The following is a 23,378-nucleotide window of genomic DNA, read 5'->3' as shown; positions in this document are numbered from 1 at the left end:
ACGAGGCTTTGTCGCCGCATCGATTGCAAGCGCCGCTGATCCGCAAGATTCTCGCGCCGCCGGGTTTCATATTTTCCGCGAGAGTCTATGTATGTGCGAGATATCGTTCCGGAGCGAGATGTGTTGGAGAAGACCCGGCTGGACCCGATAACCTACCGTGATGCGATGAGCCGCATGTCGTCGCATGTGCAGCTGATCACGGCGGCCGATGGCAAGGAGCGGCGCGGCGTGACGATCACCGCGTCCTGCTCGGTATCCGACGATCCGCCGACCGTGCTCGCTTGCCTCAACGCAGCCAACCGGCGCAACGACATCTTTTCCCGTGGCGGCAGCTTCGCGCTCAACCTGCTTGGCGCCCAGCATCACGCCCTGGCTCACGCCTTTTCGGGCCGCGACCAGCTCGACATGGAACGGCGTTTTGCCCTGGGCCGGTGGACGCAGCGCACGACCGGTGCGCCCATCCTCGTCGAGGCGATCGCTGCCTTCGATTGCCGCCTGATCGAAGTCAAGGAAGTGGCCACGCATCTCATCCTTATCGGCGAAGTCGTGGACGTACAGCTCGGCCCGAAGCAGCCACCGCTCATTTATGTGGACCGCGGATATCACACGCTATAGGTTTTCGTCCACGCGGGAGGAAGCATGGCGAGACAGGTGACAGGAAAGCTGCCCCAGTCCATCGACGAGACGAGGGCGATGCTGGAGGCGCAGGATTATCTCGCCGGAACCGCGCTTGCGACCGTTCTCTTCCTGGCCCTCAGGATGAAGCGCCCGCTATTCCTCGAAGGCGAGGCCGGGGTCGGCAAGACCGAGATCGCCAAGGTACTGGCGCGCGCCCTCGACCGCCCCCTTATCCGGCTTCAGTGCTACGAGGGTCTTGATGTCGCCTCGGCCGTCTACGAATGGAACTATCCGGCTCAAATGCTGGAAATCCGCCTGTCGGAAGCGGCGGGCACCGTCGACCGCCAGAGAGTGGAAAGCGACATCTTCTCCGAGCGGTTCCTCATAAGACGGCCGGTGCTGCAGGCGATATCGACGACTGCCGGGAGGGCGCCGGTGTTCCTGATCGACGAGCTCGACCGCACCGACGAAGCCTTCGAAGCCTTTCTCCTGGAGGTGCTTTCCGATTTCCAGGTCACAATCCCCGAACTCGGGACGATCAAGGCCGACGAGCCGCCGATCGTCATCATCACCACCAACCGGACCCGCGAAATCCACGATGCCTTGAAGAGGCGCTGTCTCTATCACTGGGTCGACTACCCCAAGGCGGCGCAGGAACTGGAGATCATCCGCCGCAAGGTTCCGGGCTGCAACGCGGCGCTTTCACGCGAGATCGTTGCCTATGTTCAGAGGTTGAGGGCGCTCGACCTCTTCAAGAATCCCGGCGTCGCGGAAACGATCGACTGGGCCACGGCGCTCACCGAGCTCGACGCGCTGGCGCTCGATCCCGAAACGGTGGCCGACACGCTCGGTACGCTTCTCAAATATCAGGACGACATTGCCCGGATCGAAGGTGCCGAAGGCCGCCGCCTGCTTGCCGAGGTAAAGGCCGAATTGCTGGCGCAGGACTGAGCAGGATGACCGGCGGAGCCCATTCGGATGAAGGAAGGCTTGCCGACAACATCGTCTTCTTCGCCCGTGCCCTGAGGCGGGCGGGACTGCGGATCGGTCCCGCCGCCATCGCCGATGCCATCGGTGCCGTAAAGCTGATCGGCATCGGCTCCCGTGGCGAATTCTACGCAGCGCTCCAATGCATCTTCGTCAAGCGTCATGAAGACCAGGCCGTATTCGACGAGGCGTTCCGGCTCTTCTGGCGTTCGCCGGATCTGGTGAACAAGATGATCGCGCTCATGTCGCCCATTGCCATGCCCCGCTCCGGGGAGGATCGGCGTCGGCGCGCCGGCGAAGAACGCGTTCGTGATGCGCTTCTTGCCGGCCGGGACGGCGCGCAGCAGCCGAGCGAAGCGCCGGAGGTGGAGGTCGATGCACGCTACACCGTCTCGGGCCGGGAACTCTTCCGCAAGGCGGATTTCGGCCAGATGACGACCGCGGAGATCGCCGAGGCAAGAAAGGCATTGTCCGCAATCCTGCTGCCGCTCGACCGGGTACGAACGCGCCGCTATCGACGGTCCCATCGCCCGGTGCGGATCGATCCGCGCTCCACCATGCGCGATGCCATGCGGTTTGGCGGGGACTTCATCCTGCCGCGCTTTCGCGAGCCGCGGCTCGTCCATCCGCCATTGGTCGTGCTTGCGGACATTTCCGGATCGATGAGCAAGTATACCCGGATATTCCTGCATTTTCTGCACGCGCTGACCGAACAGCGCCATCGCGTCCATACTTTCCTTTTCGGGACGCGGTTGACGAATGTCACGAGGCAGATGCGCAACCGTGACCCCGACGAGGCGCTGGACGACTGCATCGCGGCGGTCAAGGACTGGTCGGGCGGCACGCGTATCGGAGAGACGCTGCACGATTTCAACCGCCGCTGGTCGCGGCGGGTGCTCGGGCAGGGGGCCGTCGTCCTCTTGATGACCGATGGGCTCGAGCGCGACGATACGGCCGAACTGGAGACCGAGATCGATCGTCTGCATCGTTCCTGCCGGCGTCTCGTCTGGCTCAACCCGTTGCTGCGTTTCGACGGTTTCGAGGCGCGCGCCCGAGGAGTGAGGGCCATGCTTCCGCATGTCGACGAGTTCCGCCCGATCCACAATCTCGAATCCGTCGCCGATCTGGTGAAATCGCTGTCCGGCCGCGGAGCTCGCGATGCCGATCCGCGGCGTTTCCTGAACCATGGACGGCTTGCCGTTGACCGTGCGCCGGCGAATGCGTCACAGTGATGTGACTTGATCCGAAGCAGGATCATTGCCTGAGTGCAGTTTTCGGAGTTGCAGCATGCAGAACGAGCCGAACGTCCTCGATCCTTTGGCTGTCGCCCAGACCTGGCATGGGCAAGGGCGTTCCGTGGCCCTTGCGACCGTGATCGAAACCTGGGGCTCGGCGCCACGCCCCGTCGGCAGCCACCTGGTGATCGACGGGGAAGGTAACTTCCAGGGTTCCGTTTCCGGCGGCTGCGTCGAGGGCGCGGTCATCGCGGAGGCTGCCGACGTGATTGCGTCCGGTACCCCGCGGGTTCTCGAATTCGGCGTCGCCGACGAGACTGCGTGGCGCGTCGGGCTTTCCTGCGGTGGCCGGATCCGCGTCTATGTCGAACGAATTGACGGCTGAACGATGGAACTGAGCACACTGCAGATACTCAATGACGCCCGCGCGTCACGCCGCGCCGCCGTCGTCGTCAGCGATCTTTCGGACGGCAGCAGTCAGGCTTTTGTCGAAGGCGATCGCATTCCCCCTGAATGGGCCGCACCCGTCTCCGAAGTGCTGCACTCGGGCCGGCCCCGCCTTCTGAACGTCGAGGAGAGGGCGCTTTTCTTCAACGTTCATCTGCCGCCCCCTCGTATCGTCGCGATCGGAGCGGTTCACATTTCGCAGGCATTGGCGCGTCTGGCGCCGGTCGCAGGTTTCGACATGGCGGTCATCGACCCGCGCACCGCCTTTGCAACGGCCGAGCGTTTCCATGGCGTCGAGCTTATTGCCGACTGGCCGGAAGACGTTCTGCCCGCTCGACCGCTCGATCGCTATACGGCACTCGCCGCCCTCACGCACGATCCGAAGATCGATGACTATCCGATCAGCGCGGCACTGGAGGCGGGATGCTTCTATGTCGGCGCGCTTGGCAGCCGCAAGACCCATGCGGCTCGGACCGAACGCCTGCAGACGCAAGGAGTGCCGGGGGAAGCGATCACACGTATCAAGGCCCCGATCGGCCTCGATATAGGTGCCGCGAGCCCGGCGGAGATTGCGGTTGCCGTGTTGGCAGAGATCATCGGGGCGCTGCGGCGTCGCGACGTGAACCTGCCGGCGGAGGGGGCCACGTGAGGTTCGGGCCCGTACGCCTTGCCGATGCCGAAGGCGCTCTCCTGGGCCATTCGGTAAAGATCGGCACGATGAAGCTGTCAAAAGGGCATCGCCTGAGCGCCGACGATGTCGCGGCGCTTGCCGAAGCGGATGTCACGGAGGTCATTGTCGCGAGGCTCGAGTCGGACGACCTGCCGGAGGACGAAGCCGCGGCGCGCATAGCTGCGGCGATCGCTCCGGATCACCTGCGGTTCTCGCGGGCCACGACCGGCCGGGTCAACGTCTATGCTACCGCTGCCGGCCTTTTCGTTGCCAATCGCGCCGTCGTCGATCGGCTGAACCGTATAGATCCGGCGATCACGCTCGCCTGCCTTGCCGATCATGTTGCCGTCGACGCCGGCGACATGGTGGCGACGATCAAGATCATCCCTCTTGCCGTGCCGCAAGCGCTCGTGGAGCGAGCGCAGGCACTGCTTCGGGCGGATCGGGCCTTCGAGGTCAAGCCGTTCACGCCGCGGCGCGCGGCCCTGGTGGCGACTGAGCTGCCTTCGTTGAAGAGCCAGGTTATGGACAAGACGCGCGCCGTCCTCACCGCAAGGCTCCTGCAATCGGGCAGCCGCCTCGATAGCGAGCAACGCGTGGCTCATACCACCGAAGCGGTCGCCGCCGCGATCTCGGACGCTGCCGATTCGCACGACCTGATCATCGTCTTCGGCGCTTCGGCCGTGGCCGATCCGGACGATGTGATCCCTGCCGCCATCCGGCGCGCGGGCGGCGTCGTAGAACACGTCGGAATGCCGGTCGATCCGGGCAACCTGCTCGTCCTCGGACGATTAGGGGAAATCCCGGTCCTCGGTGCTCCCGGATGTGCACGAAGCCCGAGGGAAAACGGTTTCGACTGGATTCTCGACCGGTTGATCGCAGGAGAGTGGCCGAGCAAAGCCGACATTACCGGGCTCGGCGTCGGCGGGTTGCTCAAAGAAATCCCGACGCGTCCGCAGCCGCGGGAAGGGAGCGCCGGCAAGCGGCCGGGTCCCGTCGGGATCGTGGTGCTCGCAGCCGGCCAGGCGAGCCGGATGGGGCCGGATGGCCGTCACAAGCTGCTCGCGGAGTTCGGAGGCATGCCGCTCGTGCGCCGGTCGGTGGAGACCGCCATCGCGGCGGCTCCGGGCAGAGTGATCGTGGTAACCGGCCACCGGGAAGCGGAGATCCGGGCGGCACTCGCGGGGCTGCAGACCACATTCGTCTCGAACCCCGACTACCGGAGCGGCATGGCCTCTTCGCTGATTGCCGGTCTCTCCGCCCTGGATGCCGGCGCCGGCGGGATGCTCGTCATGCTTGCCGACATGCCGGGCGTTACTTCGGCACACCTGGCAAAGTTGATCGCTGCCTTCGAAACCGAATCCGGCCGTGCTGTGGTGCGTGCCGTCGCCGGCGGTCAGCGCGGCAATCCGGTCATTCTGCCGAAGGAGACTTTCCATGCCGTCCGGCAGCTCGTCGGTGACGTCGGGGCGAGGCACATCGTCGAGCGCTGCGGCTTGCCGGTGATCGACGTCGAACTCGGTGCTGCGGCGCGTCTTGATCTCGACACGCCGGAGGCGATAGTGGCTGCCGGCGGGCTATTGAGGGATTGAGCGATGGACAATGCGGCAATCGAGGAGATTTTCGAAACACTCGGCCCGATCAAGATTCGCCGCATGTTCGGCGGCAAGGGCATCTATTTCGACGGCATCATTCTTGCGTTGGAAGTGAACGGAGAAATTCTTCTGAAGGGGGATGCCGAATCGGCGCCGGCGCTCGAGGAAGCAGGCGCCCGGCAGTGGGCCTATGAAGGCAAGGGCAAGCCGGTGAAAATGCCCTATTGGAGCATCCCTGAGCCGGCCTGGGACGATCCGGATGAAATGGCGCGCTGGGTTGGACTTGCCTACGAGGCCGCGCTCAGGTCGAAAAAGTAGAGATTATCGTCCCGGGTTTCAGGCGAGCGCCCGCACCGCATCTGCCGCAAAGCGGGATAGAGGCTGCGGCAGGGCGGTCAGGTCGAACCAGCGGATGTCGGAGAGCTTGTCCGGCTCGGTGAGACGCGGCTCGCCGGAAAAATTCTCCGTCACATAAATCAGCGAGATCCAATGTTGCCGATCGGCTTCGATCATCTGCTCGCTGACGCATAAAAAGCGGGTCGAATGGATGGAAAGGCCGCTTTCCTCCTCCGCCTCGCGTCGGGCCGCATCCTGCGCGAGTTCCATATGATCGACTTTGCCGCCGACGATGCTCCAGTGGCCGGCTTCCGGCGCCTTCAGGCGTCGGCAAAGGAGGATCTTTCCATCCCGCAGGATTGCCAGACCGCAGCCGAGACCGGGGAAATCGATACCGGGCAGTGCCATGAGCGAAGAATCAGGCCTTGCCGACGATCAGCATGAACGCCGGAATGTCGTCGCCGAAACCAACCGGCGTCGGGCCGTCGTCATGATCGCGGCGGTTGCGCTGGCGACGGTCGCGATTGTCGTCATTGGCTGCATTCTGCGCGCGGCCGGGACGGTCGCTGCGGCCGTTATGACGATCCTTGCTGTCGGCATTGCGTTCGATCTTCACCGCGTCGACCCTTTCCGGGACTGTTTCGAGTTCTTCTGTATTATTGCCTGAGGCCGTGACAGGTTTGCGATCGGCGTGAACCTTGCCGGGACGCTCCCTCTTCCGGTCCTTGCGCCCGTCGCTGCCGCGGTCGCGACGGCTGTCGTGGCTCTCCATCGGCTCGGGCAGTTCCGAAAGGTCGCCGCTGAACCATTCGACCTTCTGGCCGATCAGCTTCTCGATGGCATCGGAAAACTTCGTCTCGCGCTTTGTGACGATCGTGAAGGCGGCGCCGGAACGCCCAGCACGGCCGGTTCGGCCGATGCGGTGGACATAGTCTTCAGCGTGGATCGGCACGTCGAAATTGAAGACATGGCTGACGTCGGGAATGTCGAGTCCTCGCGCCGCGACGTCGGAGGCGACCAGCAGCTTGATGTTGCCGTCCTTGAAGTTGGCAAGCATGGCCATGCGTGAACGCTGATCCATGTCGCCGTGCAGCGCGCCGACCGAAAAGCCATGGCGATCGAGCGAACGGAAGAGCTCGGCGACATCCTTCTTGCGATTGCAGAAGATGATCGCGTTCTTCAGGTCCTCCTGGGACCGAATGAGTTCACGAAGCACGGCGCGCTTCTCGTAATCCTTGCCGTGTGCGGCGACAAAACGCTGCGTAACGGTTATAGCCGTCGAGGACCGGCGTGCCACCTCGAGCCGCTCCGGATTCTGCAGGAAGCGATCCGCAAGCTTCTGGATTTCGGGCGGCATCGTCGCGGAGAAGAACAAGGTCTGCCGCGTGAAGGGAATGAGCTTCGCGATGCGCTCGATGTCGGGAATGAAGCCCATGTCGAGCATGCGGTCGGCCTCGTCGATGACGAGGATCTCGACCCCTGTCATCAGGAGCTTGCCGCGCTCGCAATGGTCGAGCAGGCGGCCGGGCGTGCAGATCAGCACATCGGCGCCGCGCTCGAGCTTGCGGTCCTGCTCGTCGAAGGAAACGCCACCGATCAGAAGCGCGATGTTGAGCTTATGATTCTTGCCGTATTTGTCGAAGTTCTCGGCAACCTGCGCAGCGAGTTCGCGCGTCGGCTCGAGGATCAGCGTACGCGGCATGCGTGCGCGTGCGCGTCCCTTTTCCAGAAGGGTCAGCATCGGCAACACGAAGGATGCGGTCTTGCCGGTTCCGGTCTGGGCGATGCCGAGAATGTCGCGGCGCTGAAGCGCCGGCGGGATGGCACCAACCTGGATCGGTGTCGGTATCGTGTAGCCCGCATCGGTAACTGCGGAGAGAACTTTCTGGCTCAGGCCAAGGTCAGCGAAATTGGTCAAAGGGGAAACTGTTTCCGTTCCGGTTCTGATGAACTCTGATCGATCGTTGGAAAATGCAGCAGCATGTGGCGGCGCTCATACGACCAAAGGCGCCGAAAGTCAAGAAATCCAGCACGTTGAAACACTGGAAGTTGAATCCGCCCGATTCTCATGCTTTTCGCGTCAGGCGCGGGGAGAGGTAGCTGCCCGCAGGCCCATTGTCAATCGAGATAGCCGGCGAGCTCCGTTCCGGCCCTCAGGAAGCGCGCCGGATCGACGGCGTGCCCGTTCAGGCGAACCTCGTAATGAAGATGCGGACCCGTCGACCGTCCGGTGCTTCCCGACTTGGCAATGACCGCGTCTGCCTTCACCACATCGCCGACATTGACCAGGATGGCGGACAGATGTGCATAGCGGGTCGAGACGCCGCTGCCGTGATCGATCTCGATCATGTTTCCATAGCCGCCCGCAGGACCCGCGGCCGTGACGGTGCCACCCGCGGTCGCGCGCACTCGCGTGCCGGTCGGTGCGCGAAAGTCCGTTCCGGCGTGCAGCGCCGGACGGCCGAGAAATGGATCCAGCCGATTTCCGAAGCCGCTGGAGACATCGGCTGCCGGCGCCGGGCTGGCGAGAGGAAGTCTTTTTGCTGCGTCACGGGTCTGCTCAAGCTCCAGGAGAGCGCTGTCGAGACCGACCAGGAACCGATCGAATACGTCTCCGTCCTGCGGTTCGACGAAGGGGCCGCCGATTCCGGCTTCCGCGGCCGTATCCGCGTCGAGCGCTTCCCCGGCTTCCGGGAGCGTGAAGCCGGTATCTTCCACGATCGCCCTGATTGTCGCGGACGTCCTTAGCGCGCTGTCCGTCATCTGCCGGAGATGCGCCATCTGTTCGCGCTCCACGCCCTTGAGCGAAAGCGTGACGTTGGAAAACATACGGTCAGCCCGGTCGGAAGCGCTTTCGCCACCCACATTCCCGGAGGAGACGGGTGCATAGCCGAGTACGGCGGGGCGGGGAGGCCGGTCGTCATCCTTGCCGGCGATGCCCATGATCGTCTCGATGGCCTTGACGCCGCCCCGAGCTTCTTCGCGCCCGTCATAGGCCAGCGGTTCCGTCGCAGGAAAAGTGTCTTGCTGCCCGGTATGATTCAAGTCCGCACCGTCTTCCGGGAGTGCGCCGAACCGGCCGCTTCTCGAGGTCAGTGCCAGCTGCCGCTGCAGAAGTTTCTCGACCTTCTGTTCGACAACCTGCTGATCCAGCAATTGCCGGCTCGTGACACGGTCCACCTGCGCTCGCAGTGCAGTGATCCGGTCCTCGTATTCATGCTGCATCCGCGCCTGCCGTGCGATCGTTCCGCCGATCAGGTCGTCGCGAAGCACCAGATATGTGGTTGCGGCAAGATATCCTGTGCCGAACATGCCGACGAAACAGATGGCCAGGGTCGCCATCCATGGGCGGACCGTCATGTGCCGGACCCTGTCGCCGCTCGCCAGGATCAGGACGTGACTTTGCCTGCGCTTCCCGAAGGCGTTTACCGAACCAACAGACACCACACCACCCCCGCCGATGCGCCCCAGTTTGCGCGTCCGGAGGCGCGCTGCGCTGTAGTTCGCGTTGCTCGACGGCAATTACACTTTGTTAGGGTTAATAAAGCGTGTGTGGGAGGCGTTTTCTCAGATGTTGGTGGAGGCGGTCATCGATCGGTAGAAGGAGGGGGTCAATCCCGCCTCCGCCCGGGCAATGTCGTTGAACGGAGGCTTCAGCGGTCCGCGGAAATTCGCCCGCACGAGCGTTTGAAAGGTTGCGGCGGGATCTTTCTTCTGGCGGGCGCAGAGAAAGCGGAACCATTTCGCTCCGACCGCGACATGCCCCTTCTCGTCCTCGTAGATGACGTCGAGGACGGCAGCGCTCTCATCGTCGCCGGTCTCCCGCATCTTTGCGCGCAATGCCGGAGTCACATCAAGTCCACGGGCCTCGAGAATCAGCGGAACCACGGCCAGGCGGGCGGTCAGGTCGTTGCGCGTGTCGTGCGCCGCCTGCCATAGGCCGTCATGGGCGGGAAGATCGCCATAGTCGGCGCCGAGGTCGTTCAGCCTTTGCCTTACCATGCGAAAATGCTTGGCCTCTTCGAAGGCAACCTGCATCCAACCGTCAAAGAAGGAATTCGGCACCGGCTCGGATGCAAAGCGTGCGACGATGTCGAGGGCCAGATCTACGGCGTTCAGTTCGATGTGGGCGATAGCGTGCAGCAGAGCGACCCGCCCTTTCAGCGAGCCGAGCGAGCGCCGCTTGACCTGCGTCGGTGGCGTCAGAACGGGCTTGGCCGGCCGGCCGGGCCGTTCGGGCACGGTGCGGTCCAAAGGCGAGCGCAAGGACAGCGTTCGCGCCTGCCAGCGCCGCGCCGCCTCCTGCGCGACCTCTGTCTTGACGGCAAGATCGGCGGCACGGATCGCTTCGACGGCCGCCCCGCGCAGGCTATGGAATTGCGGAAGTCGCGTCATGGTCTTGCCGTATCTGCTCAAAGCGTCTTTGCGGCGGCCAGAACCTCGTCGGCGTGGCCGGGGACTTTGACCTTTTCCCAGACGCGGCTGATCACGCCCTGCCGGTCGATCAGGAAGGTGGTCCGCTCGACCCCCATGTATTTACGGCCGTACATGCTCTTCTCGACCCAGACGCCGTAGGCGTTTGCCGCGGCCTTGTCCTCGTCCGCGCCAAGGGCGACCGTGAGGCCGTGTTTTTTTGTGAAACGATCGTGGCTCTTGGCCGAATCGGGCGATATGCCGACGAGCGCAATCCCGGCTTCCTGGAATTCCTTCGCCAGAGCCGAGAAGGAAATAGCCTCCTCGGTGCAGGCTTTCGTATCGTCCTTCGGGTAGAAGAACAGAACTATCGGCTTTCCGCGCAGCGCAGCGAGCGAGATCGAACCGCCGCCATCACGAGGAAGTTCGAACTCCGGGGCGACATCGCCTTGTCCCAATCCTGCCATGATCAAACCTTTCTTACGTCACGTTTTGTGGGCATTCCGCGGTTAATGCATGTCCCCAAAATCGTGCATCGTCTTCGGGATCGAATGCAACGCGCTTGAGGGCATATCGGAGATCGCCGAAGCCCGTCCAGCAGAGTTGTGATAGATTTGACAGGTGCCGGACGGCTTCGTAGCTACTGTATGATCCTTTAACTCGGATTCGAGCGGAGGTGAAATCGTGCAGGCTCAATGCCATAAGCAATCTTGCGCAAAGGGGAAATGGCGAGTCTTCTCGCTCCCGCGAGAGGCGAAGCATGGTGATTTGGTGAGACGAGTATCGATCTAAATGGGGCGAATGAAAGATCCGGCCATCGCTTGCGTCGCGGCGGCCCGATGGGAAACATGCAATGGGGCAATCAGGTCGGACGCTCGTGCCGATGACTGAAATCCGCGGCGAAAAAGTCGACTTTCGCAGGGAAGACATCGTCGCGCTGCATGCGTTGCCCTCGGCTCAAGCGCATGATCCGGTCATTGTGCACACGCCGCGTCCGGGCGGTGCCTGGCGCTTATGCGCACGGCTTTTCCTGTGCTGCTCGCTCCTCGTCTTCATCGCCGTTGCTTCGCTCGTCGCCATCATAGAAAGCGGGATCGTCGACGGACCGTTGAACGCCCGGGCACGTACGGCACTCAATGCGGCGCTGGGTCAGGGATACAGCGCCGATGTCGAAAGCACGGTCATCCGCTGGACAGGCGGCGGCGCTCTTGCGCTCAAGGCGCGCGGCGTCACGCTGAAGGAGAGTGGCTCGGGCCGGCACCTCGCCAGGCTGGGTGCGATCTCGATCGCGCTCGATCCGTTCGCCCTGGCGACCGGCCGCATCGACGTGTCGAGGCTCGAAGCGGAAGGAGGCGAACTCGACACCGGCCTCTTGCCGCGCGGCGAGCCGATCGATCTCACCGCCATCCGCATCGCCGATGTGGGCAACGCGCTTGAAGAGCTGTTCGCGCAGGGCGACCGGATGTCACGGTTGACCGCCGGGCGAGCGACGCAGACCGTCGTGCTCTCGAATTTCAGCCTGAAAGTCAGCGGCGTCCGGGGGCGCGTTGTTCCCGTCGAAATCAAGACGCTGGAGTTCAGCCACGATCCGGACAGTTCGATGCGCGTTGACGGCACGATCGCAGTCGATGGGACAGAATCGCTGCTGACGGCAAAGGCCCTCGGCAACAATGGGCGCATTGCCGCCTTCGAGGCTCGCCTCGACGCGCTCTCGCTCTCGCCGTTCCTCTATCACGGCAAATCGGCCAAGGAGGAGGCCTTCGGCATCGAGGCCGCCGCCGATGTGACGCTCAACGCGGCTCGCGCGACGGACGGCAAGAAGCCGGCACTCACGGCAACCGTCAAGACTTCCAAGGGCGCCTTCCACGCCGGCGGACTCGTCTCGACTCTCAATTCCTCTGACCTCAACCTCTCTTACGATTTCGAGCGGGCCTCTGTCGAAATTTTGTCGTCGATGGTCAGGATCGGCCGTTCGAGCTTCCCCTTTACCGGTGCCCTGATCGACCTCGACAAGGTCGCCGGCGCGGACCGGAAGGGCTTTGCGGTCGACCTCCTGCTCAAGAACGCCAGCTCCGATCCCGAGGACCTGCAGGAGCGCCCGCTTGCCTTCGATGCCAAGGCGAGCGGCCGTTTCGAGTCGGACAGCCACCGGCTGATTTTCGATCAGCTGGCAATATCGAGTCCGCTCGGTTCCATGGCGGGGTCCCTCTCGGTCGCTTTCGGCAAGACATCGCCGCGGATCAGTTTCGCCGCACTCAGCGACAGGATGCATTCCAGGGTGGTCAAGCAGTTGTGGCCGTGGTGGCTTGCGAAGGGTGCTCGCCGTTGGGCCCTTGCCAACCTCTACGGCGGCACGGTCACCGATGCCCGCATAGAGGTCTCCATCCCTGAAGGGCGCATCGCCAGCAGCGGCGGTGAGTTGCGGCTGAACGAGCGGGAACTCAACATCAATTTCGCCATCGACGATACGCGCATCAACATCGCGGGCGAGATCCCGCCGTTGCGCGACACGGCCGGGCATTTCAGCCTCAGCGGCGAACGGATGTCCGTCGCGGTCAAGAAGGGTGCCGCGTTCTTCCCCTCCGGCCACTCCGTCGCCTTGAATGGCGGCGATTTCGTCATTGCCGACGTCTATAGCAAGCCGCTCATGGCGGAGATGAAGATCGAGGTCGCGGGCCAGGCGGATGCGATAGCGGAGCTCGTCCGCTACAAGCCGATCCAGGCGCTTCAGAAGACGCCCTTCACTCCGGAGGATTTCACCGGCCCGATGAAGGCGCTGGTCGGTGCGCGATTTGGGCTCATATCCGACCAGAAGCCGCCACCACCGCTGTGGCAGGTGGAAATGCAGCTCGAGAACGTCACGATAAAGCGGCCGATCGCCGGACGTTCGATCGCCAATCTCGACGGTACGATGCGGATCGACAATGAACGTGCCGTACTTCAGGCGAACGCCTTGATCGACGGCGCGAAGATGCGCATCGCGCTCACCGAGCCGGTGGATGCCTCCGCCAATGTGAAGAGAACGCGGGAAATTTCCGGAACGCTCGACGAGGCGGCGCGGGCGAAAATCGCTCCGACCCTATCCGGTATGGTCAGCGGGCCCGTCGGCATCGACGTATCGCTTGCGGAAGATGGCAGCCAGTCGGTGAAGGCCGATCTCGGTAAAGCCGTCCTCTCGCTGCCCTGGATCGGCTGGAGCAAGGGATCCGGCATCGCCGCAGAGGCGCATTTCACCATTCGGGCTACCGGCGGCATTACGGAAATAAACGACTTTCATCTCACCGGCGAAGGCTTTGGCGGCAATGGCGAATTGCGCGTCGATGAGTCCGGCCTCGCGTCGGCCCGCCTGGGGGGCGTGCGCCTGGCCAGCGGCGACGACTTCGCCGTTACGGTGGATCGCAGCAGGGGCGGCTATTCGATAGACCTCACAGGCACGGCAGCGGATATCCGACCGGCGCTTGCCCGGGTGAAGGGCGGGGCCGCTGCTAAGGATGGCGGCAATGTGAAGATCAATGCGCGGCTCGATCGGGTCACCGGTTTCAACGGCGAGGTTCTCTCGAATGTGAACCTGGCCTATTCGAGCCGCGGCCAGCAGATCGACGATGTCGACCTTTCGGCGGTAACGGCAAGCGGTCAGGCCGTCGTCGCCAGATTGGTGAAGGCCGGAGCGGACAATACGCTGGAACTGACAACGAGCGATGCCGGGGCATTTGCGCGCTTCATCGACATCTACCGCAATATGCGCGGCGGTCTCCTCAATCTGCGTCTGCGTGATCGGGGCGCCAATTCCTGGCGCGGAACCGTGGACATCCGCAAGTTCTCGCTCGTCGGCGAACAAAGGCTGCAATCGATGGTCTCGACGCCGGCGGGGCAGGACGGGCGTAGCCTCAATCAGGCGGTTCGGCGCGATATCGATGTGAGTACGGCTCAGTTCGAGCGTGGTTTCGCGCAACTCCTGCTGGATCAGGGCGCGATCCGCGTCGGCAGCGGGGTCGTCCGCGGCGTCGACGTCGGCGCGACGTTCCAGGGTACCGTCCGCGACTCCAATGGCCGCATGGACATGACGGGAACGTTCATGCCGGCCTATGGACTGAACCGCCTCTTCGGCGAGCTGCCGCTGATCGGCGTCCTGCTCGGAAACGGCCGCGACCGCGGTCTGCTCGGCATCACGTTCAAACTCACCGGTCCGTTCAGCCAGCCGAATCTGACGATCAACCCGCTGTCGATCATAGCGCCGGGCGTTTTCCGCAACATTTTCGAGTTTCAATGAAAAGGCCGGCGCTGCGGCCGGCCTCCGGTTACCGAATGTCTCGCCCGCTCACACTGGCCGAACGAGCAGGTGCTTCTTCTTGCCGAGCGAGAGCTTGATGACGCCGTCGCCGGTCACGTCGCCGCTTCCAATGACGCGGCGTTCGTCGCTGACCTGATCGTCATTGATCCGGACGGCGCCGCCCTGAACATGGCGGCGCGCCTCGCCGTTCGAAGCGGCGAGGCCGGCGCGGACCAGAAACGTCAGCAGGCCAAGCCCCGATTCGAGTTCGGGAGCCGGGACCTCGACCGAGGGCAGGTTCTCGGCAAGCGCACCTTCCTCGAAGGTCTTGCGCGCCGTTTCGGCTGCCTGTTCCGCCGCCGCCCGCCCGTGCAGCATGGCGGTAACCTCGGTTGCCAGAACCTTCTTGACCTCGTTGATCTCGGAACCGCCGAGCTTCGACAGCCGGTTGATTTCAGCCATCGGCAGGGTGGTGTAGAGCTTGAGGAAGCGTGCGACGTCGGCGTCCTCTGTGTTTCGCCAGTACTGCCAGAACTCGTAGGGGCCGAGCATATCCGGATTGAGCCAGACGGCACCGCTCAAGGATTTGCCCATCTTCGCGCCGGAGGCGGTGGTCAGCAGCGGCGAGGTGAGGGCGTAGAGCTGCGGCGTTCCCATCCGGTGGCCGAGATCGATGCCATTGACGATGTTGCCCCACTGGTCCGAACCGCCCATCTGGAGCCGGCATCCGGTGCGCTCGTAAAGCTCGACGAAGTCGTAGGCCTGCAGGATCATGTAGTTGAATTCGAGGAAGGACAGCGACTGTTCGCGCTCGAGCCGCATCTTCACGCTGTCGAACGACAGCATGCGGTTCACCGAGAAGTGGCGGCCGACGTCGCGCAGGAATTCGAGATAGTTGATGCCGAGCAGCCAGTCGGCATTGTTGATCATCAGCGCGTCCTTGGGGCCGTCGCCGTATCTCAGGTAGTTCGAAAAGACCGTCTTGATGCTCGCTATGTTGGCGGCGATCGTTTCGGGCGTCATCAGTTGCCGCGCCTCGTCCTTGAAGGACGGGTCGCCGACCATGCCCGTGCCGCCGCCCATCAGCGAAATGGGTCGGTGTCCGGTCGCCTGCAGCCAGTGCAGCATCATGATCTGAATGAGCCCGCCGGCGTGCAGGCTCGCAGCCGTGGGGTCGAAGCCGATATAGGCAGTCACGGTTTCCGTACGGAACAGCTGGTCGAGGCCGGCATCATCCGATGTCTGATGGATGAAACCGCGTTCGCTGAGAGTATGAAGGAAATCGGACTTGAACTCGGACATAACCTGTCTCTTTCGGCTGGGTAGAACGTGTGCGCCGGGCCTTTATCATTGTTTCTTCGAAAGTGCACGTTTTTGCTTGCCGGGTGTTTTGCTATGAACGCAGATGCGGGTCGGAGGCGGCGCGCGTTCGGCGGAGGATAATGCATGGGCAGAGTATTGACGGCGATCGGACTGATGAGCGGCACGAGCATGGACGGCATAGATATCGCAGTCGTGCGAACCGACGGCGACAGCATCGTCGATCGCGGCCCGTCTGCCGGATATGCCTATGATCCGCGGTTCCGGGAGCGCCTGAAACAGGGCCTCGAAGACGCCCGGTCGATTCTCAAACGAGAAGAGCGGCCGGGTACCCTCGCAGACCTCGAGCGCGACCTGACGCTGCGGCACGCACTCGCGGTTCGGATGTTTCTCCAGGAAAACAATATTTTGCCGGATAATGTTAATGTAATAGGTTTTCACGGACAAACCGTCCTGCATCGCCCTGATCAAGCGTTGACGGTACAGCTTGGCGATGGCGAGCTGCTGGCGCGGGAAACCGGGATCGACGTGGTCTACGACATGCGGGCCAATGACATGACCCATGGAGGCCAGGGCGCACCCCTCATTCCCGCCTATCACGCCGCCCTGGCGCGCGGTCTCTCCAAAGTCGGGGAGATTGCCACTCCCGTCGTCTTCGTCAATATCGGCGGCATTTCCAATCTCACCTACATAGGCGCAGGCGAAGAAATCGTCGCCTATGACAGCGGACCCGGCAATACGCTGATCGATCAATGGGTGGAGGCTCACGCCGGTATTCCCTACGACCAGGGCGGCATGATCGCGAGCGAGGGCGGCGTCCTGCGGGAACTCGCCGACCGTTATCTTTCTCACCCGTTTTTCAGCGCCGAGAAACGCCGCTCGCTCGACCGTAACGATTTCGCGCCGCCGGCGGCAGGCGATGCCAGCCTCGAGGATGGGGCGCGTACCCTCGCTCATGTAACGGCCGCCGGCATCGTCCGGTCCGCGCGCCATCTTCCGGCAAATCCGGCAACCTACATTGTCTGCGGCGGCGGCCGCCTGAATTCCGTCATCATGAGCGACCTTCACGCGCTTGCCGAAGCGGAGGGCGCGCGCGTGCTTGCCGCAGAAGCGCTGGATCTGAACGGCGATTCGATGGAAGCCGAGGCCTGGGCCTATCTCGCCGTGAGATCGCGATACTGCCTGCCTTTGACCTATCCTGGAACGACGGGCGTCAGCTGTCCGGTAAGCGGGGGTAGGCTCGCGGCAAAGCCGGGGCGGATTGCGGCCGTTTCATGAGTTCTTCGTGCGCGTTCGTCGTCACAGACGTTCACGGCTGCCGCGCCTCAATTGCGTCATGCCGCCGCCGGACCTCGGCCAAACGGCCGCCTCCATATCGTCCAGCGATTTCGGCTCGCCGCTGAAGGACAGCAACCCGAACACGTCCTTCGGCTCGGATGGCTCAAATAACGGTGCGTGTTTCAGCAGGACACCGTCCGGGGTCTCTTCCACGATCAGGCGGGTGCCGGCGTCCCATTCCAGCCGCTGGCGGATGACCTTGGGCAGGATGACCTGCCCTTGTCGAAACCGGCGTCTCGAGATGCTCGGCTTTCGGCACCGGATAGTCCTCCGCAAGACAGAAGTAAGTCAGGCCTTGAGCACCTCTGCAGCAACGGGCGGCGCCGTTCAGCGAATGCGCTTCGCTGCCGGCTCAGGTACCAGTTCGCCGTTGAGACGGCGGTCGAGATAGTCTTCGCATTCGGCCATGAGGGTTTCGACCTGGCCATTGAAGAAGTGGTTGGCGCCTGGGACCGTCTTATGGGTGATCAGTATGCCCTTCTGCGCCTTGAGCTTCTCGACGAGCCCATTGACGTCCTTCTCCGGCGCGACCTTGTCGGAATCGCCGTTGATGATCAGGCCGGAGGAGGGGCAGGGCGCCAGGAAGGAGAAGTCGTAGATGTTCGGCTGCGGTGCCACCGCCATGAAGCCCTCGATTTCCGGACGCCGCATCAGCAGCTGCATGCCGATCCAGGCGCCGAACGAGTAGCCGGCGACCCAGCAGCTCTTGGAATCCGGGTGCAGGCTCTGCACCCAGTCGAGCGCGGACGCCGCGTCGGAAAGCTCGCCGGCACCATGGTCGAATTCGCCCTGGCTGCGACCGATGCCCCGGAAGTTGAAGCGCAAGGTGGTAAAGCCGCGCTTCTGAAACATGTAGAAGAGCTGGTATACGATCTGGTTGTTCATCGTGCCGCCGAACTGCGGGTGCGGATGCAGGATGATCGCAATCGGTGCGCTCTTCTGCTTCGAAGGCTGATAGCGGCCCTCGAGGCGACCGGCCGGTCCGTTGAAGATGATTTCGGGCATTGGCTCTCCGGGAGTGCTTTGGTTCAATTCCGTCGTTCTTGGTGCCGATCTGTCTTGACTAAACCAGTCAGCTTTTCTAGAACCTACTTTAGAACCGTTCAAAACTTTGGTGCGGGCGTCCGCATGAGCTTCGTCTCTTAAGGCAAGCCGCGCGGAAAATTCAAGGAAAATGCAACGGGCCGCTCGAAGCGGTCGCAGCAGGCCTAGCGAAGGAATCGATGTCGGGATCGCGCATCTACATGGACTGGAACGCCACGGCGCCGCTTCTGCCGGAAGCGCGCGAGGCGCTCCTGTTCGCGCTCGATCAACTCGGCAATCCCTCTTCGGTCCACGGCGAAGGGCGTGCGGTGCGCGCCCTTGTCGAGAGCGCCCGACGCGATGTTGCCACTCTCTGCGGCGCGCAACCCGCAGCGGTCGTCTTTACCAGCGGCGCGACGGAAGCGGCGAACCTGGTGCTGACGTCTGAGTTCCGCATGGGGCGCACGCCGCTGAAGGCAGGCAAGCTCTATGTTTCGGCCATCGAGCATCCGGCAGTGCGCGAGGGCGGGCGTTTCGCGCGCGAGGATGTTTGCGAGATAGCGGTGACAAACGCCGGGATCGTCGACTGCGCAGCGCTCGAAGATCTGCTTCGGGCCCATGACCGTGAGACCGGTCTGCCGATGGTGGCCGTGATGCTTGCCAATAATGAAACGGGCATCATTCAGCCGGTCGCCGAGGTTGCGGCGCTCGTGCGCGCACATGGCGGCATCCTGGTCGTCGATGCGGTTCAGGCTGCCGGCCGGCTGCCGCTTTCGATCTCATCGCTCGGTGCGGACTTTCTGATCCTGTCGTCGCACAAGATCGGCGGCCCCAAGGGAGCGGGCGCACTCGTCGCCCGCGGCGAGATCATGATGCCTTCTCCGCTGATCCGCGGCGGCGGACAGGAAAAGGGACACCGTTCGGGGACCGAGAATGCGGCGGCGCTTGCGGGCTTTGCGGCTGCGGCCCGAGCCGCGGCCGGGGATATCGACGGGCGCATGGCCGCCATAGCCGCGCTGCGCGACGGCCTCGAGGCGGAAATGCAGTCCTGCGCGCCCGATGTGGTGATCCACGGGCGCGACCAGTCCCGCCTGGCAAATACATGCTTCTTCACGCTCCCGGGGCTGAAAGCCGAGACCGGACAGATCGCTTTCGATCTCGAGGGCGTCGCCTTGTCGGCAGGCTCGGCCTGCTCGTCCGGCAAGGTCGGGCAAAGCCATGTTCTGACCGCCATGGGCTATGATCCGCGCCAGGGTGCGCTGAGGATTTCGATCGGTGAGGCGACCACGCAAGCGGAAATCGAGCGTTGCGCGGCGGTATTCGCGAAAGTGGCGGCGCGGCGACGCTCGGCCGGACAGGCGGCGTGAAGCGGAGAGCATTGAATGAAATTGCGGAAAAGCAATTTTCCGCTTGGCAAATGGGGTGAAAAACGCCTTTTAGCCATTACATAAGCGGTGCGCGAATACTTGCATCGTATTGACAAGCTGCCGGACCTTGGATCCGGCGAGATTGGAGAACGACATGCCTGCCGTGCAGGAAACCATTGATCAGGTCCGCCAGATCGACGTGGACCAGTATAAATACGGCTTCGAGACGACGATCGAGATGGACCTGGCTCCGAAGGGGCTGTCCGAGGATATTATCCGTCTGATCTCGTCCAAGAAGAACGAACCGGAATGGATGCTCGAATGGCGCCTCGAGGCTTATCGCCGCTGGCAGACCATGGAGGAGCCGACCTGGGCGCGCGTCCGCTATCCGAAGATCGACTTCAACGACATCCATTATTACGCGGCGCCGAAGGGCACGACCGGGCCGAAATCGCTCGACGAGGTCGATCCGGAGCTCCTCAAGGTCTATGAGAAGCTCGGCATTCCGCTGAAGGAACAGGAGATTCTCGCCGGCGTCGAGAAGTCGAAGATCGCCGTCGATGCGGTGTTCGATTCGGTCTCCGTCGTCACCACCTTCAAGGAAGAGCTGAAGAAGGCCGGCGTCATCTTCATGTCGATCTCCGAGGCGATGCGGGAACATCCGGACCTCGTGCGGAAGTATCTCGGTACGGTCGTACCGCAGTCGGACAACTTTTATGCGACGCTGAACTCCGCGGTCTTTACCGACGGCTCCTTCGTCTATGTGCCGAAGGGCGTTCGGTGCCCGATGGAGCTTTCGACCTATTTCCGCATCAATGAGAAGAACACGGGCCAGTTCGAGCGTACGCTCATCATCGCCGACGAAGGCGCCTATGTCTCCTATCTCGAAGGCTGCACGGCGCCGCAACGCGACGAGAACCAGCTTCATGCGGCAGTGGTCGAACTGATTGCGCTGGACGATGCCGAGATCAAGTATTCGACGGTGCAGAACTGGTATCCGGGCGACAAGCAGGGCAAGGGCGGCATCTATAATTTCGTGACCAAGCGTGGCGATTGCCGCGGCAAGAACTCGAAGATCTCCTGGACCCAGGTCGAGACCGGATCGGCGATCACCTGGAAGTATCCGTCCTGCATCCTGCGCGGCGACGGTTCGCGCGGCGAGTTCTACTCGATCGCGGTTTCCAATGGTCACCAGCAGATCGACTCGGGCACGAAGATGATCCACCTCGGCAAGAACACGTCGAGCCGCATCATCTCCAAGGGCATTGCGGCCGGTGTTTCGGAAAACACCTATCGCGGTCAGGTCTCGGCGCACCGCAAGGCCGAGAACGCCCGCAACTTCACGCAGTGCGATTCGCTTCTGATCGGCGACCGGTGCGGTGCGCACACGGTGCCCTATATCGAGGCGAAGAATTCGACTGCGCAGTTCGAGCACGAGGCGACGACGTCCAAGATTTCCGAGGACCAGCTTTTCTACTGCCTGCAGCGCGGCATTCCGGAAGAGGCGGCGATCGCTCTGATCGTCAACGGCTTCGTCAAGGAAGTCATCCAGGAACTGCCGATGGAATTCGCCGTCGAGGCGCAGAAGCTGATCGGCATCTCGCTCGAAGGCTCCGTGGGCTAAGGCCCGCCCGAATACCGAACCGGCGCACGGAATTCGTGCGCGATAGACGATTTCGTTTCCCAAGAGGACGAACACACATGCTTGAAATCAAGAACCTGCACGCACGCATCGCCGAGGACGGCACCGAGATCATCCGCGGCCTGAACCTGACGGTGAAGGCTGGCGAAGTCGCGGCCATCATGGGGCCGAACGGCTCCGGCAAGTCGACGCTCTCCTACATCCTGTCCGGGCGCGAAGATTATGAAGTGACCGAGGGCGACATTCTTTACAACGGCGAAAGCATCCTGGAGCTCGACGCATCGGAGCGAGCTGCGAAGGGCATCTTCCTCGCCTTCCAGTATCCGGTCGAGATTCCGGGCGTCGCCACCATGCAGTTCCTGAAGGTGGCGATGAACGAACAGCGCAAGTACCGCGGCGAAGAGGAATTGACGACGCCGGAATTCATGCGCCGCGTCAAGGAAGCTGCCGCCGAGCTGAAGATCGCGCCTGAAATGCTGCGTCGTCCGCTCAATGTCGGCTTCTCGGGCGGCGAGAAGAAGCGCGCGGAAATCCTGCAGATGGCTCTGCTCGAGCCGAAGCTCTGCGTTCTCGACGAAACCGACTCGGGCCTCGACATCGACGCGCTGAAGATCGTTGCCGATGGCGTCAACGCGCTGCGCTCGCCCGATCGCGCGGTCGTCGTCATCACCCACTACCAGCGCCTGCTCAACTACATCGTTCCGGACACTGTCCACGTCCTCTACAAGGGCCAGGTCATCAAGTCCGGCGACAAGACGCTGGCGCACGAACTCGAGGCCAACGGCTACGCGGATATCATCGAGGCGGCAGCCTGACGCCTGTCGAAGGAGTGTTCGAATGAATATGCAACAGGCCATCAAGATGACGGCGGCCGAAACGGCGCTCGTCGATGCCTATACGGCGCAGATCGGTGATCTGCCGGGCGACGGGGCCGTGCTGTCGCTTCGCGACACGCTGGTTCACGAGTTGAAGACGGCAGGTCTGCCGACGCGCCGCGTCGAAGCCTGGCACTATACCGACCTGCGCACGCTGCTGCGAGCGGTGCCGGCGGCCGATCCGACCGCCTTCGCCGATCGCGTAGAGCCGGTCGTTCCGGGCTCGTCTGTTCTGTCCGTGCGCAACGGCCAGGCGGATATCAAGAGCGTTCCCGAGCATTTGACGGCGCGCTCCTATACCGAGAGCCTGCTCGATGGTTCGGCGGTAGCCGGGCTCTCCGTCCTCGGCTCGGACGATGCGATCGGCCGGATCAATGGCGGCCTCGTGCGCGGCGGACTGGAAATCACCGTCGCCGCCGGCGCGCAGATCGAAGCTCCGATCGAAATCCAGGTGGTTCAGAGTCATGGTCAGGCGCATACGCGCTTTCCGGTTTCCTTCGGCGCCGGCGCGAAAGCGACCGTGATCGAGCGCCATCTGTCGACGAATGCCGAGCCGAGCTTCGTTTCCTCGGTAAGCGACGTGACGCTCGCCGACGGCGCCGACGTGATCTGGATCATCCTGCAGCAGCAGGGTCCGGCCGATACGCATCTCGGCCAGATCCGCTTCGATCTCGGCAAGGACGCGAAACTGCACCTCTTCGTCATCAATGCCGGCGGTAAGCTGGTCCGTCAGGAGCTGCATGGCCGTGCGAGCGGCGAGGGCTCCGACCTCACCCTGCGCGGGATCAACCTGCTCGGCGGCGACAGCCACACGGATCTGACGTTCACGCTGAGCCATGACGTGCCGCACACGACATCGAGCGAGATCATCCGCAACGTCGTCTTCGATCGGGCGAAGGGCGTGTTCCAGGGTAAGATCCTGGTCGCGCAGGACGCACAGAAGACCGACGCGAAAATGTCGTGCAACACGCTGCTCCTTTCCGACGACGCCGACTTCTCTGCGAAGCCGGAACTCGAAATCTTTGCAGATGACGTGCAGTGCGGTCACGGTGCAACGGTCATCGATATCGATCACACGCAGCTCTTCTACCTTCTCGCTCGCGGCATTCCGGAAAACAAGGCGCGCGCGATGCTCGTCAATGCTTTCGTCGCCGAGATCGTCGAGGAATTGGAAGACGACGAGGCGCTGGTCGAGGCGCTGGAAGATATAGTCGCGGCCTGGCTCGAAAAGCACGCCTGATT

General features: G+C 63.0%; 21 protein-coding genes. 13 read left to right on the top strand and 8 right to left on the bottom strand.

What is annotated here, in order from left to right:
- Positions 1-87 precede the first annotated feature (87 nt).
- Genes PZL22_RS10010 through PZL22_RS09980 form a run of 7 tightly spaced genes read left to right on the top strand, consistent with a single transcriptional unit; the run spans position 88 to position 5,870 of the window.
- A complete protein-coding gene (locus PZL22_RS10010) occupies positions 88-615 on the top strand; it encodes a flavin reductase family protein (RefSeq protein ID WP_003531440.1) in 528 nt (175 codons plus the stop codon).
- Between the two features lie 24 nt (positions 616-639).
- Positions 640-1,569 carry an AAA family ATPase gene (locus PZL22_RS10005; protein ID WP_003531441.1) on the top strand — a complete coding sequence of 310 codons (930 nt, stop codon included), beginning with the start codon at positions 640-642 and terminating at the stop codon, positions 1,567-1,569.
- A gap of 5 nt (positions 1,570-1,574) precedes the next feature.
- Positions 1,575-2,837, top strand: a complete 1,263-nt coding sequence (locus PZL22_RS10000) for a vWA domain-containing protein (RefSeq protein WP_003531444.1) — start codon at positions 1,575-1,577, stop codon at positions 2,835-2,837.
- Between the two features lie 55 nt (positions 2,838-2,892).
- On the top strand, positions 2,893-3,225 hold the full coding sequence (locus tag PZL22_RS09995) for an XdhC family protein (protein ID WP_003531447.1): 333 nt from the start codon (positions 2,893-2,895) through the stop codon (positions 3,223-3,225).
- 3 nt (positions 3,226-3,228) lie between these two features.
- Positions 3,229-3,936, top strand: a complete 708-nt coding sequence (locus tag PZL22_RS09990; protein WP_284718636.1) for an XdhC family protein — start codon at positions 3,229-3,231, stop codon at positions 3,934-3,936.
- Entirely contained in the window at positions 3,933-5,549 is a 1,617-nt protein-coding gene (locus PZL22_RS09985; protein WP_003531451.1) for an NTP transferase domain-containing protein, read from the top strand. Before PZL22_RS09990 ends, PZL22_RS09985 begins: the two co-directional genes overlap by 4 nt.
- Before the next feature lie 3 nt (positions 5,550-5,552).
- Positions 5,553-5,870, top strand: a complete 318-nt coding sequence (locus PZL22_RS09980; RefSeq protein WP_003531453.1) for a TfoX/Sxy family protein — start codon at positions 5,553-5,555, stop codon at positions 5,868-5,870.
- 18 nt (positions 5,871-5,888) lie between these two features.
- Here the strand turns inward: PZL22_RS09980 and PZL22_RS09975 are convergent, their stop codons facing one another.
- The 5 genes from PZL22_RS09975 to PZL22_RS09955 form a co-directional block, all read right to left on the bottom strand.
- Positions 5,889-6,296, bottom strand: coding sequence for an NUDIX hydrolase (locus tag PZL22_RS09975; protein ID WP_003531455.1), 408 nt, complete (start codon positions 6,294-6,296; stop codon positions 5,889-5,891).
- 10 nt (positions 6,297-6,306) lie between these two features.
- On the bottom strand, positions 6,307-7,806 hold the full coding sequence (locus PZL22_RS09970) for a DEAD/DEAH box helicase (protein WP_003531457.1): 1,500 nt from the start codon (positions 7,804-7,806) through the stop codon (positions 6,307-6,309).
- A gap of 200 nt (positions 7,807-8,006) precedes the next feature.
- A complete protein-coding gene (locus PZL22_RS09965; protein ID WP_033048892.1) occupies positions 8,007-9,410 on the bottom strand; it encodes a M23 family metallopeptidase in 1,404 nt (467 codons plus the stop codon).
- A 45-nt stretch (positions 9,411-9,455) separates the two neighbouring features.
- Positions 9,456-10,283 carry a ferritin-like domain-containing protein gene (locus PZL22_RS09960; protein ID WP_003531461.1) on the bottom strand — a complete coding sequence of 276 codons (828 nt, stop codon included), beginning with the start codon at positions 10,281-10,283 and terminating at the stop codon, positions 9,456-9,458.
- Positions 10,284-10,300: 17 nt separating this feature from the next.
- Positions 10,301-10,768, bottom strand: coding sequence for a peroxiredoxin (locus tag PZL22_RS09955; protein ID WP_003531471.1), 468 nt, complete (start codon positions 10,766-10,768; stop codon positions 10,301-10,303).
- Between the two features lie 386 nt (positions 10,769-11,154).
- Between PZL22_RS09955 and PZL22_RS09950 the strand changes: the two genes are divergently transcribed.
- The gene (locus tag PZL22_RS09950; RefSeq protein ID WP_284718635.1) at positions 11,155-14,571 is read left to right on the top strand and encodes a YhdP family protein; all 3,417 of its coding nucleotides are present in this window, start codon (positions 11,155-11,157) and stop codon (positions 14,569-14,571) included.
- Positions 14,572-14,619: 48 nt separating this feature from the next.
- On the opposite strand, the gene tyrS is transcribed toward PZL22_RS09950, so the two are convergent.
- Entirely contained in the window at positions 14,620-15,873 is a 1,254-nt protein-coding gene (tyrS, locus tag PZL22_RS09945) for a tyrosine--tRNA ligase (protein ID WP_284718634.1), read from the bottom strand.
- Between the two features lie 144 nt (positions 15,874-16,017).
- On the opposite strand from tyrS, the gene PZL22_RS09940 reads away from it, so the two are divergent.
- Entirely contained in the window at positions 16,018-17,169 is a 1,152-nt protein-coding gene (locus PZL22_RS09940) for an anhydro-N-acetylmuramic acid kinase (RefSeq protein WP_003531474.1), read from the top strand.
- A 21-nt stretch (positions 17,170-17,190) separates the two neighbouring features.
- On the opposite strand, the gene PZL22_RS09935 is transcribed toward PZL22_RS09940, so the two are convergent.
- Together PZL22_RS09935 and PZL22_RS09930 are read right to left on the bottom strand one after the other, a co-directional pair.
- Positions 17,191-17,505, bottom strand: coding sequence for an AbrB/MazE/SpoVT family DNA-binding domain-containing protein (locus PZL22_RS09935; protein ID WP_003531476.1), 315 nt, complete (start codon positions 17,503-17,505; stop codon positions 17,191-17,193).
- Positions 17,506-17,556: 51 nt separating this feature from the next.
- Positions 17,557-18,234, bottom strand: a complete 678-nt coding sequence (locus PZL22_RS09930; protein ID WP_003531477.1) for an alpha/beta hydrolase — start codon at positions 18,232-18,234, stop codon at positions 17,557-17,559.
- A gap of 218 nt (positions 18,235-18,452) precedes the next feature.
- Here PZL22_RS09930 and PZL22_RS09925 point away from each other — a divergent pair, with 218 nt between their 5' ends.
- From PZL22_RS09925 to sufD, 4 genes are all read left to right on the top strand, one after another.
- Positions 18,453-19,619: a cysteine desulfurase family protein gene (locus PZL22_RS09925; protein WP_003531480.1), complete on the top strand. Its 1,167-nt coding sequence runs from the start codon at positions 18,453-18,455 to the stop codon at positions 19,617-19,619.
- A gap of 154 nt (positions 19,620-19,773) precedes the next feature.
- Positions 19,774-21,243 carry a Fe-S cluster assembly protein SufB gene (gene sufB, locus PZL22_RS09920; protein WP_003531481.1) on the top strand — a complete coding sequence of 490 codons (1,470 nt, stop codon included), beginning with the start codon at positions 19,774-19,776 and terminating at the stop codon, positions 21,241-21,243.
- A gap of 77 nt (positions 21,244-21,320) precedes the next feature.
- Positions 21,321-22,076 carry a Fe-S cluster assembly ATPase SufC gene (gene sufC / locus PZL22_RS09915; protein ID WP_003531483.1) on the top strand — a complete coding sequence of 252 codons (756 nt, stop codon included), beginning with the start codon at positions 21,321-21,323 and terminating at the stop codon, positions 22,074-22,076.
- Positions 22,077-22,098: 22 nt separating this feature from the next.
- Entirely contained in the window at positions 22,099-23,376 is a 1,278-nt protein-coding gene (gene sufD, locus PZL22_RS09910; protein WP_003531484.1) for a Fe-S cluster assembly protein SufD, read from the top strand.
- Positions 23,377-23,378 lie beyond the last annotated feature (2 nt).

The organism is Ensifer meliloti, assembly GCF_030064585.1.
Taxonomy (GTDB): Bacteria; Pseudomonadota; Alphaproteobacteria; order Rhizobiales; family Rhizobiaceae; genus Sinorhizobium; species Sinorhizobium meliloti.
Note: the sequence above shows the minus strand (reverse complement) of the source record. Positions and strands in the feature narration are given on the sequence as shown.